15 protein-coding genes are annotated in these 15947 nt (G+C 53.4%); 10 read left to right on the top strand and 5 right to left on the bottom strand.

Annotated elements, in window-relative coordinates; all coding sequences use genetic code 11:
- Nucleotides 1-137: 137 nt before the first annotated feature.
- The 4 genes from FH749_10065 to FH749_10050 all read left to right on the top strand — a co-directional run bounded on the left by FH749_10065 (nucleotide 138) and on the right by FH749_10050 (nucleotide 2886).
- Entirely contained in the window at nucleotides 138-875 is a 738-nt protein-coding gene (locus tag FH749_10065; protein MTI95810.1) for an SIS domain-containing protein, read from the top strand.
- Between the two features lie 57 nt (nucleotides 876-932).
- Nucleotides 933-1691 (top strand): SIS domain-containing protein, encoded by a 759-nt coding sequence (locus tag FH749_10060; GenBank protein ID MTI95809.1) that lies wholly within the window; start codon nucleotides 933-935, stop codon nucleotides 1689-1691.
- Nucleotides 1692-1721: 30 nt separating this feature from the next.
- Nucleotides 1722-2504 (top strand): glucosamine-6-phosphate deaminase, encoded by a 783-nt coding sequence (gene nagB, locus FH749_10055; GenBank protein MTI95808.1) that lies wholly within the window; start codon nucleotides 1722-1724, stop codon nucleotides 2502-2504.
- 64 nt (nucleotides 2505-2568) lie between these two features.
- Nucleotides 2569-2886, top strand: a complete 318-nt coding sequence (locus FH749_10050) for a hypothetical protein (GenBank protein MTI95807.1) — start codon at nucleotides 2569-2571, stop codon at nucleotides 2884-2886.
- Between the two features lie 4 nt (nucleotides 2887-2890).
- Here FH749_10050 and FH749_10045 read toward each other — a convergent pair whose 3' ends face one another.
- On the bottom strand, nucleotides 2891-3883 hold the full coding sequence (locus FH749_10045) for a metallophosphoesterase (GenBank protein ID MTI95806.1): 993 nt from the start codon (nucleotides 3881-3883) through the stop codon (nucleotides 2891-2893).
- On the opposite strand from FH749_10045, the gene FH749_10040 reads away from it, so the two are divergent.
- The 4 genes from FH749_10040 (at nucleotide 3873) to FH749_10025 (ending at nucleotide 9078) form a co-directional block, all read left to right on the top strand.
- Nucleotides 3873-6011, top strand: a complete 2139-nt coding sequence (locus FH749_10040; protein ID MTI95805.1) for an ATP-dependent DNA helicase PcrA — start codon at nucleotides 3873-3875, stop codon at nucleotides 6009-6011. The two genes, FH749_10045 and FH749_10040, sit on opposite strands and share 11 nt — an antisense overlap.
- A gap of 8 nt (nucleotides 6012-6019) precedes the next feature.
- Entirely contained in the window at nucleotides 6020-6421 is a 402-nt protein-coding gene (locus tag FH749_10035; GenBank protein MTI95804.1) for a metallothiol transferase FosB, read from the top strand.
- A gap of 14 nt (nucleotides 6422-6435) precedes the next feature.
- Complete coding sequence (ligA, locus tag FH749_10030; GenBank protein ID MTI95803.1) at nucleotides 6436-8418, top strand: NAD-dependent DNA ligase LigA; 1983 nt, start codon at nucleotides 6436-6438, stop codon at nucleotides 8416-8418.
- Between the two features lie 96 nt (nucleotides 8419-8514).
- The gene (locus FH749_10025; GenBank protein MTI95802.1) at nucleotides 8515-9078 is read left to right on the top strand and encodes a nitroreductase; all 564 of its coding nucleotides are present in this window, start codon (nucleotides 8515-8517) and stop codon (nucleotides 9076-9078) included.
- Between the two features lie 104 nt (nucleotides 9079-9182).
- Here the strand turns inward: FH749_10025 and FH749_10020 are convergent, their stop codons facing one another.
- Complete coding sequence (locus FH749_10020; protein ID MTI95801.1) at nucleotides 9183-10676, bottom strand: acyl CoA:acetate/3-ketoacid CoA transferase; 1494 nt, start codon at nucleotides 10674-10676, stop codon at nucleotides 9183-9185.
- A gap of 180 nt (nucleotides 10677-10856) precedes the next feature.
- On the opposite strand from FH749_10020, the gene FH749_10015 reads away from it, so the two are divergent.
- The gene (locus FH749_10015; GenBank protein MTI95800.1) at nucleotides 10857-12236 is read left to right on the top strand and encodes a sodium:proton antiporter; all 1380 of its coding nucleotides are present in this window, start codon (nucleotides 10857-10859) and stop codon (nucleotides 12234-12236) included.
- 36 nt (nucleotides 12237-12272) lie between these two features.
- Here the strand turns inward: FH749_10015 and FH749_10010 are convergent, their stop codons facing one another.
- On the bottom strand, nucleotides 12273-13220 hold the full coding sequence (locus tag FH749_10010; protein MTI95799.1) for an RnfABCDGE type electron transport complex subunit D: 948 nt from the start codon (nucleotides 13218-13220) through the stop codon (nucleotides 12273-12275).
- A 34-nt stretch (nucleotides 13221-13254) separates the two neighbouring features.
- Between FH749_10010 and FH749_10005 the strand changes: the two genes are divergently transcribed.
- Nucleotides 13255-14082 (top strand): hypothetical protein, encoded by an 828-nt coding sequence (locus FH749_10005; GenBank protein ID MTI95798.1) that lies wholly within the window; start codon nucleotides 13255-13257, stop codon nucleotides 14080-14082.
- Nucleotides 14083-14114: 32 nt separating this feature from the next.
- Here the strand turns inward: FH749_10005 and FH749_10000 are convergent, their stop codons facing one another.
- Nucleotides 14115-15233, bottom strand: coding sequence for an AI-2E family transporter (locus FH749_10000; protein ID MTI95797.1), 1119 nt, complete (start codon nucleotides 15231-15233; stop codon nucleotides 14115-14117).
- A gap of 41 nt (nucleotides 15234-15274) precedes the next feature.
- Nucleotides 15275-15883, bottom strand: a complete 609-nt coding sequence (locus FH749_09995; GenBank protein MTI95796.1) for an ECF transporter S component — start codon at nucleotides 15881-15883, stop codon at nucleotides 15275-15277.
- Between the last annotated feature and the right edge of the window lie 64 nt (nucleotides 15884-15947).

Here is a 15947-nt window from a genome sequence, read left to right as displayed (position 1 = left end):
ATTGTCTGGGAACATCCCGAAAAATCCAACCCCTTAATAAGATTTCCCCCTCGGAAAGCAAGGGGGAAAGTGGAAGAAAATTACTGGGAATTTAGAGAAATATGCTTTCTAAACATATTATACGAGGAGGTTAGCTAATGGACGCATACAAACTTTATACCGACAAAGTCAACGAGGTCATGGCCAAGGTGCAAGAATCCCAGGCTGACAAAATACGTAAAGCCGGAGAAATGGCTGCCGAGGCAATTGCCAAGGATGGACTGGTCCATACATTTGGCACCGGCCACTCCCATATGGTGGCCGAAGAAATCGTCTACCGGGCTGGTGGTCTAGCGCCAGTGAATGTGATTCTCGAACCCAGTCTCACCGGTAATGAGCATGTCACAAAAAGTGAATATACCGAGCGGATGGAGGGATGGGGCAAAATCATAGTCGACTATCACAAGCCCCAGCCCAAGGATTTGATGATTGTCATCTCCAATTCCGGACGCAATGCGGCGCCAATCGAAGTGGCGTGGGAGTGCCAAAAGCTGGGGATTCCCGTGGTGGCAATTCTTTCCCGCCAGTATGGGGAGCAAACCACTTCCCGCCATTCCAGTGGCAAAAAGCTGATGGATGTGGCCGACCTGGTGATTGACAATTGCACCGAATTAGGCGATGCCGCTGTGCATCTGGACGGCCTGGAGGTACCGATTGGGCCGACATCGAACATCAGCGCTTTCTTCATCATCCACTCTATTGTAGTGTGTACTGTGGAAAATCTGCTGGCCAAGGGGATTGAGCCACCGGTATTCCTCAGCGGCAATTTGGACCATGGCCGGATTCGCAACGACAAGCTGATCGAGAAATACCAGGGCCGGATTCGGGTCTGGTAACAGTGGGCGCAGCGTGCGCTGCGCCCACTGTTTTACTAATTCTGGGAGGGCTGTTGAATGACAAACCAAAAAGGTTGGGAACGCTACTTCGCCGCCATCAACAGAATTGTGGCCAAAATACAGGAGTCTCAGGGAGCAGCGATTGAGCAGGCGGCTGAAATTATGGCTGATTGCATCCAGCAGGACGGCTTAATCCACTTGTTTGGCGTTGGCCATTCTGCTATCATGCCAGAAGAGGTAAACTGGCGGGCGGCGACTTTGGCGCCGGTGCATGCAATTCTGGAGCCGAGTATGACCGGCCATACAGAAATCACTAAAAGCGGACCGATGGAAAAGCTAGAGGGTTCCGGTGAAATAATCGTCGACTATCACCGGGTGGCCCCGCCGGATGTAATGATTGTTACCTCCAACTCTGGTAACAACGGCGCTTCTATTGAAGTCGCGGAGGCCAGCCACAAACGGAATGTTAAAGTCATCGCCATCAATTCAGTGACCTATTCAGATTATCTAAAGCCCCTCCACTCATCGGGGAAAAAACTCAAGGATATGGCCGACGTGGTGGTGGACAACTGTTGCCCGATTGGCGACGGGGTCTTGGATTTCCCGGGAATGGAGCAGTCTGTCGGCCCTTCATCCACAATTGCCGGTCTATATATACTTAACGCGTTGATGGTCCAGACTGTGGATAATTTATTGGCGCGGGGAGTTGAACCTGATGTCTATTACAATGGTTCCCTATCTGCCAATTCCCAGATTGTAACAGAACACAACGAACGCTTGATAAAGAAGTACTTTTACCGGATAAGAAATCTTTAATTGCCTACGCCGGCACAAGGAGGATTGAGAATGGATATTTTAATCACCCAAGATTACCAACATATGAGCAAAGTTGCTGCCGGCCTGGTTTCCCGCCAGTTACAGAAAAAACCAAGTACCGTCCTGGGGCTGCCCACCGGCTCTACCCCCATCGGTCTCTATAAGCAGTTACGAAAGCTGCACCGTCAGGGGTTGGACTTTAGCCGTGTCAGCACCTTTAATCTCGATGAGTACTTGGGAATCGGGCCTGATCATCCCCAGAGTTACAGGCGGTTTATGGATGAGCATTTGTTCGACCATGTAAATCTTGCACCCGAGCACATCCATATTCCTCAAGGGGATACCGATGATCCCCAGGTCGCCTGCCACCAATACGATCAGGCACTGGTCGCCTCCGGCGGCATCGACTTGATGGTGGTAGGGGTTGGCGTCAACGGCCATATCGGTTTTAACGAGCCGGCGGAGCATCTGTTTTATGGAACCAGTGTCGTTGATCTGACCTCAGAGACCATCCAGGTCAACGCCGATAAGTTCTTTGACGGCGATATAGAACAGGTGCCAAAACAAGCAATCAGCATGGGGATGGCCTCAATCATGAAGTCTCGCAGAGTCATACTCCTGGCCAGTGGTCCCAGCAAGCATGAGGCAGTGATGGCTGCAATGACCAAGGGAATTACCACACGCAATCCCATGAGCATTCTCTGTACGCACCCACAGCTGACCGTGGTTCTAGATATGGAAGTATGGGGCGAAGGAATTCCACATCTGCCCCCGGGTACCCGGGTGACAAGGATTGGCGCTGATGCTCGATAAGCGGTTGCCAGGAGGACTATTTTTCCACCCAGTTTAATAAAATAGCACCGGAGGTGAGATTCCGGTGCTTTATGGTATACTGCTGATTATTGCCAGTATCTTTTTGGTGCTGCTCAGCGCCTGGCTGCGACTATGTCATCGCCGCAAGCGTCTAAGACTGACCAGTTCGCTGGAACCCAACGAAACCTTTCTTTCCCGGGAGGTGAGGACAGTTATCGCCAATGCCGGCGGTATCTATGTCAGTCTGACCTTGGCAGCGGCATTTCTTAAGCTGGAAATCGCCGAGCAGTTGATGTTCTGGGGTCTGAGTTTTGATCCGATTGCAGTGCTGTCATTGATTCTGGCCCTGTTACAGCCAATCTTTTTGCCCGACAACAGCTAGCGGGTTAGCGGGTACCGACGAGCCTGATAAAAGTTACTTCCGGGCGGGACAAAAAGCGCAGGGGGAGGGAGCTTGTTCCCAGCCCCCTATTAATGTACATCTGAACCGTTCTGTCTCTATACAGACCCTCTACGTATTTGTCAAACATTCGGCCGCTGGCTGTAAAAGGCGCCCCAAGGACGGGAATTTTTATTTGACCGCCATGGGTGTGTCCGGCAAGCACCAGGTCGACTCCCCAATCAGGGAGTGGATAGTTCTCCAAGACAGCCGGGGAGTGACTGAGCAGGATTAGTGGCAGGGCCTTGCTGGCGTTCGCCAGCGCCGCCTCCAGATCAGGTTGGTATTGGGCTGATGGGTTCACGCGGGCGGTGTGGAGGTCATGGATACCAGCCACCTGCAAAGTGGTGCCGTTATGGCGTACGCGTACATGTTGATTGGCTAGTATTGTTATATCCCGTGCTTTTAGCTCCTGGGTGAGTTGATTATAATCGTGGTAATCATGATTGCCAAACACAAAGTATACTGGTCCATCGAGGCCGTCTAGGAGTTCTGTCACCGGGTCCAGACCGGTGTTTCGTGGGTTATCCAGCAAGTCGCCGGTGATTGCAATCATGTCGTAATGATGGCTTGCAATCGCCTCCAAAAGTCGTGCCTGCTCCCTTCCGAAGCGCTTGAGGTGCAAATCGCTTAGGTGGAGGATTGTAAATCCATCCAGTTGCTGGGGCAGTCCGAAGAGCTCCACATCGACAGTAGTTACTTCCAACCAGTTGGGTTCAATTTGCCATGCATAGATGGTGAGTGCTACGAGGATAATTAATAAAAAAACTACAATTCTAGGCAAGTGCTCTTCCCCCTTAAAGTAATTTGCACTGCTGGCGCTCTGACGCCAGCATTTTTCTTTGGTTTCTCTGGCAACCACTGCCACTTTGCATTGTTGCGCCCCGGCCCGGTTTGCACTATTATTAATATGAGAGGATGTGGAACCGATGCAAAAAATCGAGCAAGAACTGAATCAACAACAACTGGCGGCCGTTTGCCATAGCGACGGCCCGCTGTTGATAATTGCCGGCGCCGGCAGCGGCAAGACCCGGGTGCTTACGTACCGAATTGCCCGCCTGCTGGAAACGGGCGTGGCCCGGCCATCAGAAATCCTCGCCATAACCTTTACCAACAAAGCTGCCACCGAGATGCGGGAGCGGGTGGAGGCGTTGGTGGGTAACACCGATGGGATGTGGATTTCCACCTTCCACTCTGCCTGTGTGCGAATGTTGCGCCGTCACGGTCAAAAGGCGGGGTATCAGCCCGGGTTCAGCATTTATGACGACCAGGACCAATTGACGGTCGTTAAGCAATGCCTGCGGGAGTTAGAACTTGACGACAAGAAGTTTGTGCCCCGGGCGGTCCTCTCTGCCATTAGCAATGCCAAGAATCAGCTGATGGGGCCGGATGAATATTCTAAGCAGGCCACCGATTGGTACCGCGAGAAGGTGGCAACGGTATACAAACTCTACCAGCGCAAGCTGCAGGCCAACAACGCCCTGGACTTTGATGATCTCTTGGTGGTAACCGTCAACCTTTTGGAAAATCATCAGGAAGTCCGGGAACAGTACCAGGAGCGCTTCCGCTACATTCATGTGGACGAGTACCAAGATACCAACCATGCCCAATATAAAATTGTTAATCTATTGGCGTCTGCGCACCGCAATATCTGCGTGGTGGGCGATGATGACCAGTCCATTTACCTGTTCCGGGGCGCCGATGTCGGCAATATCCTGGACTTTGAAAAGGATTATCCTGAGGCCACGGTGATTAAGCTGGAGCAGAATTACCGTTCCACCGGCAATATCCTCGGGGCCGCTAATTCAATCATCAGCCATAATAATCAGCGTAAACAGAAGGAATTGTGGACTGCAGCTGGTGACGGGGCCGAAGTCAGTGTGTACAACGCCCAGACGGAAACCGATGAAGCGGGCTACGTTGTCCACACTATTCAGAGCGGCCAGCGGCCACTGTCGGACTATGCTGTGCTCTACCGGACCCGGGCCCAGTCCCGGACTCTGGAGGACGCCCTGCGTCGGGCTAACATACCCTACCAGCTGGTGGGCGGTGTTCCTTTCTACGGGCGCAAGGAAATCAAGGATATGCTTGCGTACCTGAAACTGTTGGTCAATCCTTGGGACAGCACGTCTTTGGCCCGGGTGATTAATGAGCCGCGACGGGGCATCGGCCAAAAGACCCTGGAAAAACTGTTGGCCCTGGCCGCAGAAAAGGGTGTGGCGCCAGCACTGTATTTGGCTGAAGCCGCAGAAAAGATCGGCGGTAAAAGCGGCTCGGCCCTGGCTGGATTTGCCAACCTCATGAAAGAGCTGGACATAATTGCCGGCCAGTCAGCGGTGACCATTACTTTACAGGAGATAATGCAGCGGACAGGCTATACCTCCCTGCTCACAGCCGAGAATACGGTGGAAGCCCATAGTCGGCTGGAAAACCTACAGGAATTACTCACCGTTACCGAAGAATATGATCGGCGGGTGGGCGGAGATTTGGTTTTGTTCCTGGAGGAGATTTCTTTGGTCTCGGATCTGGATAGTTTTGAAAATGATTCCGAGGGGGTCACCCTGATTACCCTGCATAGCGCCAAGGGACTTGAGTTTCCTGCAGTGTTTCTGGTCGGGCTGGAGGAGGGGCTCTTTCCCCATTCCCGCTGCCTGGAGGACGAAAGCCAGCTCCAAGAGGAGCGTCGTCTCTGCTATGTCGGCATGACTCGGGCCATGGAGGAACTCTGTCTGATCTGGGCTCGCACACGTCATATCTTCGGCCGCCATATCAGCAGCCGCCCCTCCCGGTTTTTGCGGGAAGTGGATGACAAGTTCCTCCGCTATGTCAACGGCAGTCCCCAGCAGATTCAGGAGTGGGCCGGCGCCGCTGCTGAAAGTGCTACCGCAGCCACTGTCCGCCATGATTTCACTGTCGGAATGGTGGTCAATCATCGCCAATGGGGAAAGGGTACGGTGGTGGCCATGGAGACCTTGGGCAGCCAGCAGGTGATTATAGTGGACTTCCCCGGCCAGGGCCGCCGCAAGCTGATGGCAGAGTATGCTCCCTTAACACCATGCGAGGACTGACCATGAAAATCCGGGGGTTGAATCACATTACCTTTGCTGTAAGTAATATGGATAGGGCGCTGGAATTTTACACCAGGGCCCTGGGGGCAAAGCTACTGTGCCGGGCAGATAAGACTTGCTACCTGGACTTGGGGGGAATCTGGCTCGCCCTCAACTGCGGCCCGGTTACCCCGCCCCAGGGTTATACGCATCTGGCTTTTTCCATCGATGACGCTGATTTCCAGACTTGGCGGGAGCATTTGCTTTCCCTGGGAGTTGAGCTTCGCAGTGACCGGGAGCGTCACGAAGCGGAAGGGAAATCACTGTATTTTACTGACCCCGATGGGCATCTTCTGGAATTACATACAAAAAACCGGGCTCAGAGGGTAGACTATTATCGGCGTACCCGGACGGATATGGAATTTTATTAGAGGGGGTTATGGCCATGGACAAGGAAGCTGCCCGGCAGCGATTGGAAGAATTGCGCCGGGAAATCAATCACAATAACTGGCTCTACCATGTCAAGGATGAGCCGGCTTTGAGCGATGCCCAGTTCGACGCCCTGACTAAAGAGCTCACTGAACTGGAGGCAAAGTATCCGGATCTGATTACTCCCGATTCCCCCAGTCAGCGGGTGGGGGGGCAGGTCTTGGAGGGGTTTGCTACTGTCACCCACCCAACGCCGATGCTCAGTTTGGATAACGCCTTTGGTCCGGCAGATTTGCGCTCTTTTCACCAGCGCCTGCTGCGGCTGCTAGATACCGAGCCCACATATGTGGTGGAACTGAAAATTGACGGCCTGGCGGTGGCCCTGGAATACAGGGACGGGATTTTCACCCGGGGTGCCACCCGCGGCGACGGCAGCATTGGCGAAGACATCACCGCCAACTTGCGGACCATACGCTCTTTGCCCCTGCGGCTCAATCAGCCCCATACCCTGCGGGTGCGGGGTGAGGCCTTCATGTCCCGGGAGGCTTTTGAGCGACTGAATAAGGAGCGCGAGGTCACCGGACAGCCACTGTTTGCCAACCCGCGCAATGCTGCCGCCGGCTCTCTGCGGCAACTGGACCCCAAGGTTGCCGCTGGACGGCAATTGGATATCTTTATCTACGGCCTGGAAAACGCCGCCGATTTGGGCATAAACACCCACTGGCAGTCTCTGGACTACTTGCAAGACCTGGGATTTAGAGTGGCCGAGCACCGGCAGCGTTTCCGCGATATTGACGCAGTGATTGACTATGTCCAGAGTTGGCGCAATAAACGACTGGAGCTTCCCTTCGCAACTGATGGGATGGTGATCAAGGTAGATTCCCAGGAACTTCAGGAGCAGGCAGGGAACACTGCCAAGAGCCCCCGCTGGGCAATTGCCTGGAAGTTTCCCGCCGAACAGGCCCAGAGCCGGGTGTTAGACATCACCCTCAATGTCGGCCGCACTGGCGCAATCACGCCCACAGCCGAATTGGAACCGGTGAAGCTGGCGGGCACAACTGTCAGCCGCGCCAGTCTACACAACGAAGATTACATAAAGAACAAGGACATTCGCATTGGCGACATGGTGATTGTGCAAAAGGCCGGGGACATCATCCCTGAGATCGTCGCATCTTTAACTGATTTGCGCACTGGGGACGAGCGAATCTGGCAGCCGCCGAAAAACTGCCCTGCCTGTGGCAATGAGTCTCTACGGATTGAGGGCGAGGCGGCCCGGCGTTGTTCTAACCCCGGCTGCCCGGCCCAGATTCGCGAACGGGTGATTCACTGGGCCAGCCGGCAGGCAATGGATATTGACGGTCTGGGGCCGGCGGTTGTGGACTCACTGTTCCGGGCCGAGTTGATTACCGATATCGCAGACCTCTATCAACTTACTGAGGAGCAGATAGCCGGACTGGAGCGCATGGGGACGAAGTCCGCTGCCAATTTGGTGGCGGCAATTGAAACAAGCAAAGAGCGTTCGCTGGCCCGTTTGTTATTCGGCCTCGGTATACGCTTTGTGGGCGCCAAGGCTGCCCGACTACTGGCGGAGCATTTTGGCTCCCTGGATGCCCTGTTGGCTGCCAGTCATGAGGAACTGACGGCAATCCCGGAAATCGGCGACACAATTGCAGCCAGCGTCGTCAAAGAGCTAGCCGATGAGAATATGCAAAAATTGCTCCGACGCTTGCAGGAAGCCGGCCTGAATACCAAGGAAGCGCCCCGTGAGACCGGCGGCAAGCTGGCCGGCAAGACTTTTGTCCTCACTGGCACCCTGGCGGAGCTTACCCGAACTGAAGCCAGCCGACTGATAGAAGCCGCTGGCGGCAAAGTCACCGGCTCTGTCAGCAGCAAGACCGATTATCTGGTGGCCGGTGATAACCCCGGCTCCAAACTGGATAAAGCCCGGAAACTCAACGTCACCGTTCTTAGCGAAAGCGAACTCCAAAACCTGCTCTAGCCATCGGGGACATTTTTGCCCACTCGGGGACGTGCCCACTCGGGGACGGAGGTTGTTTGGGACATTTTCAACCAATTTCGACAGAGGGGGAAACACATGGAACTCAATGAGACGATTGTCAAGCGTCGTGCCTATCGGGCCCTGGCTCCGGTACAGATAACGGAGCAGATTCTGAGTGAATTGGCGGAGGCCGCCACCTTGGCGCCATCCTGCTTTAATAATCAGCCATGGCGTTATGTGGCGGCCTGGGATCCGGAAGTGCTGGGCGAGCTCAAAGAACAGGCACTGCCCCGGGGCAATGCCTGGGCAAAAGCCGGGTCTATGATCATTGCCGTTTGCAGCCAGCCGGACTTGGACTGCCAGATTAAGGGCCGGGATTATTATCTTTTTGACACCGGTATGGCAACGGCATCTATTATCCTCAAAGCCACCGAGATGGACCTAGTCGCCCACCCGATTGCCGGGTACAGGGAAGCCAAGGTCAAAGAGATTCTGAACATTCCCCGGGAAATGACGGTGATCACTTTGCTGATTGTAGGCAAGCATGATCTCAGTGCCACAGAGCTGCTGAGCGAAGAGCAATTGGCCACAGAGAAAGAGCGGCCTGCCCGGCTCAGTCGGGAGCAGTTTTTCTTCAGCAATCGGTATCCAGATAAATAAGTAATAACCCCGTTGGCAAGGCCAGCGGGGTTTTGCAATCTTGGGAGTCTAGCTTTCGATTGTGGGTCCTGGAAGAGCCAGTGGGAAACGTCCCCGGTAGCTGGTCAACCAGTGAGAAACGTTCCTGGCGGCAGCTGGGCGAGGATGTCGCGTTTGTGGTCGATTCCGGGGTAGACCTCCTCTAGTTTCAGGCCTGCTTTGGTCAGGCGAAACACCGCCCGCTCTGTAATATAGAGCACATCCTGGCCACGTTCTGCAGCCAGCTTGCCGTTAAAGGTGATTTGCTCAACCCGCGGGACAAATTTGCGAATGCTGCCCTCCCGGATGATGTTTACGCCTTTTGCAGTTGTTTTTGCTTCCAGACCGTTGGCCGTAAAACTGCCGCAAAACACAACTTTGCGGGCGTTTTGCGAGATATCGATAAACCCGCCGCAGCCGGGGATTTTGCCGCTGAATTTGCTGACATTCACATTCCCATCCCGGTCGACCTGGGCCATGCCTAGAAAGGCGATATCTAGTCCTCCGCCCTGATAAAAGTCAAATTGGCTGGCCATGTCGATGATTGCCTGGGGGTTGACAGCACAGCCAAAGTCGAGGCCGCCCTGGGGTATTCCGCCGATTGGCCCTGCTTCCACCGTGAGGGTAAAGTCGTTCCGACCAGCTTCATTGGCCAGGGCCGCAATCCCTTCCGGCATGCCAATCCCCAGGTTCACCACCGCCCCCGGTGTCAATTCCTTCAGCGCCCGTTGGGCAATAATTCGCCGCACGCCCGGAGCCAACTGTGGCAGCGATTGCAGGGGGGCACGAATCTCGCCGGAGAATGCGGGGTTATACCCGGTCCGATAAGTCTGCATGTGGTTTTCCTTGACAGCAACAGGAACCAGCACGTCCACCAAAATCCCGGGGATTTGCACCGAGCGGGGGGCGAGGCTGTTGGCTGCAACTATTTTTTCCACCTGAACCAGCACCAGGCCGCCGGAGTTTTTAGCTGCCTGCGCCGCCGCCAGCATAGAAGCTGTGAGCCCTTCCTTTTCCATGCTGACATTGCCCAGCTCATCGCCGTAGGTGCCTCGAAGTAAGGCCACATCCACCGAAAAGGGATGATAGAACAAGAACTCCCGGCCGCCGGTTTCGAGAACTTCAACGATGTCCTTTTTGGTTCGTCGGTTCAGGCGCCCACCTTCCTGGCGCGGATCAACAAAAGTGCCCAGCCCTACACTGGTAAGGGTGCCGGGCTTACCGGCAGCGATATCCCGGGTTAAATGGGTGATTACACCCTGGGGCAGGTTGTATGCCTCAATTTCCTCGGCCATTGCCAGTGCCTGAATCTTGGGCACCAGATTCCAATGGCCGCCAATTACTCGCCGCAAGAGTCCGGCGTGGCCCAGGTGGTTGAGACCGCGGTCACCAGCATCGCCTTGGCCGGCTGCGTAGACCAAAGTCAAATTACGGGGAAGCTTTGTCTCCAGGAAGCGCTGCTCTAAGGCCATGGCCAGCTCCTCGGCAAAACAGGCGCCGACAAAGCCCTCTGTGAGCAAGGTGCATTGGGAGGGAATCAGGTCTACTGCATCCCGGGCAGTCATGATTTTAACATCCATAGTTCACCGCCCCTAACAATTACTCGGTAGTTCTATGTATGCGGGCAAAGCCGGGATTGTCAAACTAAGCTACAGCCAGTAAGCATCCGGTGGGATCTGTCATGGCAGTTATTTTCCCTTGCATTTTTCAGGCAAAGACATAAGATAGAGGAGTGGATATTTTTTGAGAGGGGGAGGGCGTTGAAGCGTCGGGCCTATGCAATTGCCATCTTCGTCAGCGTTGCGATTCTAATTAGTGTGATAATCAACATATCTCTGCTCTATCCCTTTCTGTTGGGTATCGCTTTCAGTCTTCTGTTGCTTTCTCGGGACGGACTTTCGGTAAGGGCGTTACTGGCAATGGCCTGGGCGGGTGTTGTGGAGTGTCGGGAGCTCTATTTGTTCATCCTGCTGATTGGCGCCAATATCTCGGTGTGGATGGCTTCCGGGGTGGTGCCGGCGGTAATGTTCTATGGTTTTGAATACCTGGAGGGAATGAATTTCCTGTTCATGGCCTTCCTGTTTACTGCGGTGCTTTCAATTTTCATGGGTACTGCTGTGGGCACCATCAGCACCTTGGGGATTGCGCTCCTGGGCATTGGACGTGGCTTCGGGATTCCATTGGCTCTATTGATGGGGGCGCTGGTGTCGGGTGCTTATGTCGCCGATAAGATTTCACCAATCTCGGGATTGCTGAATCTAACAATGAAAGTTACCGGTAGCCGTTACCGCCAGTTGCTGCGCACGATGGCAGTAACACTGGTTCCGGTTTTGGTTGTCAGTGCTGTAATTTACTATCTGCTGGGGACTCGGTATAGCGCCGCCGGCGACCTGGAGCTGATTGCTACTTATCAGCAGGGGATTGAAGCCGGTTTTAATCTCAACCCGCTACTGCTTCTGTTTCCCTTGGCAATTGTCGCCCTACCCATGTTGGGTCTTAGAACGCTGACCACTGTTATCGTCGGGCTGGCCGGCGGCACTGTTCTGGCTTTAATTTACCAGGGTGTCGTCTTCTCGGGACTTTTGAGTGAACTTATTTTTGGTTTTCGGGGCGCCGACCTGATTCCTGAGTTGAGCGCAATTTTGCAGAGCGGCGGCGTGGTCGGAATGGTGGAAGTGCTTTTCATTGTCATCGCTGTAATTGCCCTGGGTGGTATCCTCGAGCGCTCCGGGGCCCTCAAGCCTTTGATTTATGAGCCGATTGCCAATGTGGAACATCGGGGCGAATTGATTTACAAGACCGGTCTCATCGGTAGTCTGCTGACAGTTGTCACCTGCGATCAGTCCTCTGGGATAGTCTTGCCCGGTCGTCTCTACCGGGAGAAATACAGGCAATTGGGGTTGGACGGGACAATTCTTGCCCGGACCATCTCAGACACCAACACGATCATTGCACCGCTGATGCCTTGGAATGTAAATGGAATCATCATCTTTACGATTACAGGAATCTCGGCGCTGGAATACGCGCCCTACGCAGTTCTGTGCTATCTGTTTCCGCTGATTACAGTTCTAGTTGGATTCCGACTTGATTCCCGGCTGGAATTACCCGGGAGCAGCAACACTCCAATTCGAGAAACGTAAAAAGGTGTGTCTCTTTAGCGGAGACACACCTTTGCTTTAGGCAACTTTTTTTTGCGGTTTTTTTGCGGTATATTTGTTGATGAGCGGCACCAGGGCGTTGCCAATTAGAATGGCAAAGGTGGTGCCTTCGGGATAAGTGCTGTAATAACGGAATCCCATCAAGACAATACCCACCAGGATTCCAAACAGCCAGCGGCCACTCTGGGTTTTGGGCGAGGTCATTGGGTCGGTGGCCATGTACAGGGCGCCCAGCAGCAGGCTTCCCGAAAGGATGTGGAAAAGGGGATTATCTCCGTACAGGAGCGCGATGACTGCTACTGCCCCAATCATGCCGGCGGGGATCCGCCAGTTGGCGAACTTTTTCCAGAACAGAAAACTTGCGCCCAGAAGCAAAAGAAGCGCGGATGTCTCACCGATGCTGCCGGCGATATTGCCGGTAAACAAATCCACCAGAGGCGCAACTATCCCGTCAGACTGAAATTCCTGCAGCGGTGTGGCCGTGGTTACCATTTCCACAGGCGAAAGCCAGGGGTTCAAGGCACCAGGAAATGCAAAGACAATAAAAATCCTGCCAGTGAGGGCGGGGTTGAAGATATTTTTGCCCAGGCCTCCCCACACCTGTTTGCCGAAGATAATACCAAAGGCGGCCCCGGCCGCCATCATTGGCAGTGGTAATGATGGCGAGACCGTTAACGCAAGCAACAAGCCGGTAACGACAGCGCTGTAATCTTTAATCTTAATCGGTTTGCGGAAAATGAACTGATAAAGCGCTTCAGCACCGACTGCAGAAACAATACTGACCACCATCAAAAGCAAGGCGTCAAGGCGAAAATACCAGAGGGCCGCTGCCGTCGCCGGAACTAGGGCCAGCAGCAGGCCACGCATCATTTTCATTTTTCTCCCCTCCGTGTAAGCTTTACCAGTATTGTGCCATAGAAATATCATTTGGGGCAAGAGGGGTATTTTCGCTCTTTTGACAGACATACTAGCCAGTAATTACTGTAAAGGAATGGACGCGATGAGTGAGAGCCTGTACAGTCGCACGTTGGCGGGAGTACTTTTGTTTTCTATTTTCAGCGGGATTATCAGCGGCATGATTCTGGCCTGCGGATTTATGCCCGATTATGCCCAGGTACGCAGTCAGCGCCTGTGGCATCCCGGCAGTTCTGAAGTCCGGATCCTGGGAACTGCAGATTTATTTAACAGCAAGGTGATTCATGTGCCGGACTGGGATGTATTAAGTGCAGCCGGACTGGATCCTGACCGGCTGTGGCGCTATGAGCCGACCCTAACATCCGGCGATATGTTTCTGTTGGTATCCCACGAGATCTGGCGCTGGCGGGGTATTGGCTTGGGTGATGTTCTGGGATTGGATATTGACGGTCTGTCAATGGAGCTCCCTGTGGCAGGAATCTGGCATCCCCATCATCCACAGTTTGGTAGCGTTTGGCTGGTACTAGTGGGTCCGGCGCCAGAGACGGCGGGGGTGGCTATGGAGGCACTGGCGCCCTTTGAAACGCCCGGGCGGCTGCCGCCAAATTTCCGGGGGCGCGCTCTCTTCGCCAACTTGCTTTTCATGTCATTGATTTTCATGCTCTACGGGGTCATCGGTCTGGCCGGACGTCGGGGACGTTTTCAGACCCTGGGCTGGGTTTGCAAGCTTTGGTGTGGCGCCGGTGTTGCAATCCTCACCGGAATCTTGGTGGCGGCAGTCTTTTTTGGACGGGTATTCGCTTACCCATTGCTGGCGCTTCTGCCGGCATCTTTAGCGGTATTGGCCGGCAGTTATTTGCTGGCGGTACTGCTGATGACTGGCCTTGGTTTGGTCTTGATGTACACAAAATAAGCCGGCACATGGCCGGCTTATTCGATTCCAGACTATTTTTTTGCAAGCCCAGGGGTGGCGGCGTCTTGTCCAAACGGGTTCTTTAGATTGCGGATGAGCACGCGGATAATTGCCACCACCGGCACCCCGATTACCATACCGATAATACCGAAGAACTGACCGCCGGCAATCAGGGCACCGATTACCAGTAGGGGATGCATGCCCATGCGCTTACCCAGGACCTGGGGTGCAATCAGCTGGCTTTCAACCTGCTGAATTACGGTGATTACAATCGCTACCTTCAGGGCCATCAGCGGTGATTGCAGCAGGGCGACGATAACTGCTGGGAAGGCGCCGATAAAGGGGCCAAAATAGGGGATGATGTTGGTAACGCCGGCGACAACGCCCAGCATCATGGCAAAGTCAACGCCAAGGACGAGCAGGCCCAAGTATGTTGAAACGCCAATCACTGAGCAGATAATCAACTGTCCCCGGATGTAATTTCCAAGACTTTGATCAATTTCCCGCAGGATTTTGTATGCCCGGTGTTTGCGATTTGCGGGGATAGCATTGAGGATTCCCTTTTTGATAATGTGGAAGTCCTTAAGGAAATAGAAGGTCAGAATCAGGACCAAGAATACATCAAATAAAAAGCGTGCAAAACCGGTTGTATACTCTGGGATTCTGGATAGTGTTGTCAGTAATGTGCTCTCCAAAGAGGCCAGACCGTCATTGATTACTTCATGCACTGTGTCTGGGAGCTCTAGATGGTTACGTGCGTCTTCAAACTCTTGAATTAGCTCCTGGGCTTGTTGAATGTACCTGGGGATGTGGCCGGAAAACCGGTTGACCTCGGCCACCACAGCCGGCACCAGTCGGGAGAAGAGCATGAACAACAAGCCGAAGAAAATAAAGTAAATGATGATTACAGCGATGAAACGTTTAATTTTACGCTTTTGCAGCCATACAACCATCGGATTTAAGATATAGGCGATGGTGAAGGCAATCGCGAAGGGCATCAGGATGGACAACAGTTTTGCGCCGAACAACCAGAGCAGAACTATTAATAGGATGGCTGCTACTATTTGTACTATCAATTTAAGCACGGGGTTTGTCCGCAATTTTTCCAGCATGTTTACCACCTCTGTAAAAGAATATACCATAGCGAGCAAATAAAGAACAGGGCAGCTAATGCCGCCCTGATTCAATTAGTTTATTTTTGACGCAGTATTGGCGATAGATGCTTGTAGAGCAGGAAGGTGACCAATGAAACAGCCAGTCCCTTAAAGATGTTGAACGGAGTGACCCCGAGGATAACAAGTGAACGCAGGTCGGTAATATTGGCATTCACTGCGGTCCCCATGCCAACAACGGCCTCCATGCTGAATCCCAGAACGGTGATGTATAAAGGTATCAGCACGTAGTAATTGAACACGGCCATAAACAGGGCCATAACTGCAGTTCCAACCAGCACTCCCAGGAGCGCGCCTCCTCGGGTGTGCATACGCCGGTAGATCAGGGCTGCAGGCACAATCAAGGTCACGCCGGTGAGGAAGTTGCCCAGGGAACCGACACCCATTGTCGAACTTTTGGTGAAAAAATACAGGATATTTTTAATCAGTTGCACAAAAACACCTGCCACCGGTCCCAGTGAAAACCCGGCAATCAGCGCCGGCACATCGCCAAAATCCATCTTTAAAAATGCCGGGAAAAGCGGAATCGGAAAATCCAAAAACATGAGGATAAATGCCAGTGCCGAAAGTAAACCGATTTTCACTAAGTAACTGACCATTGACCTGTTTGTTGCCAAAGAACGTTCCATAAAAACTCCTCCTTAAAATTAAAATTCCTGAAGGTATTTTCTTCAGGAGGAGGACTGCTGCACA

This window comes from Bacillota bacterium, assembly GCA_009711825.1.
Taxonomy (GTDB): domain Bacteria; phylum Bacillota; class Proteinivoracia; order UBA4975; family VEMY01; genus VEMY01.
Note: the sequence above shows the minus strand (reverse complement) of the source record. Positions and strands in the feature narration are given on the sequence as shown.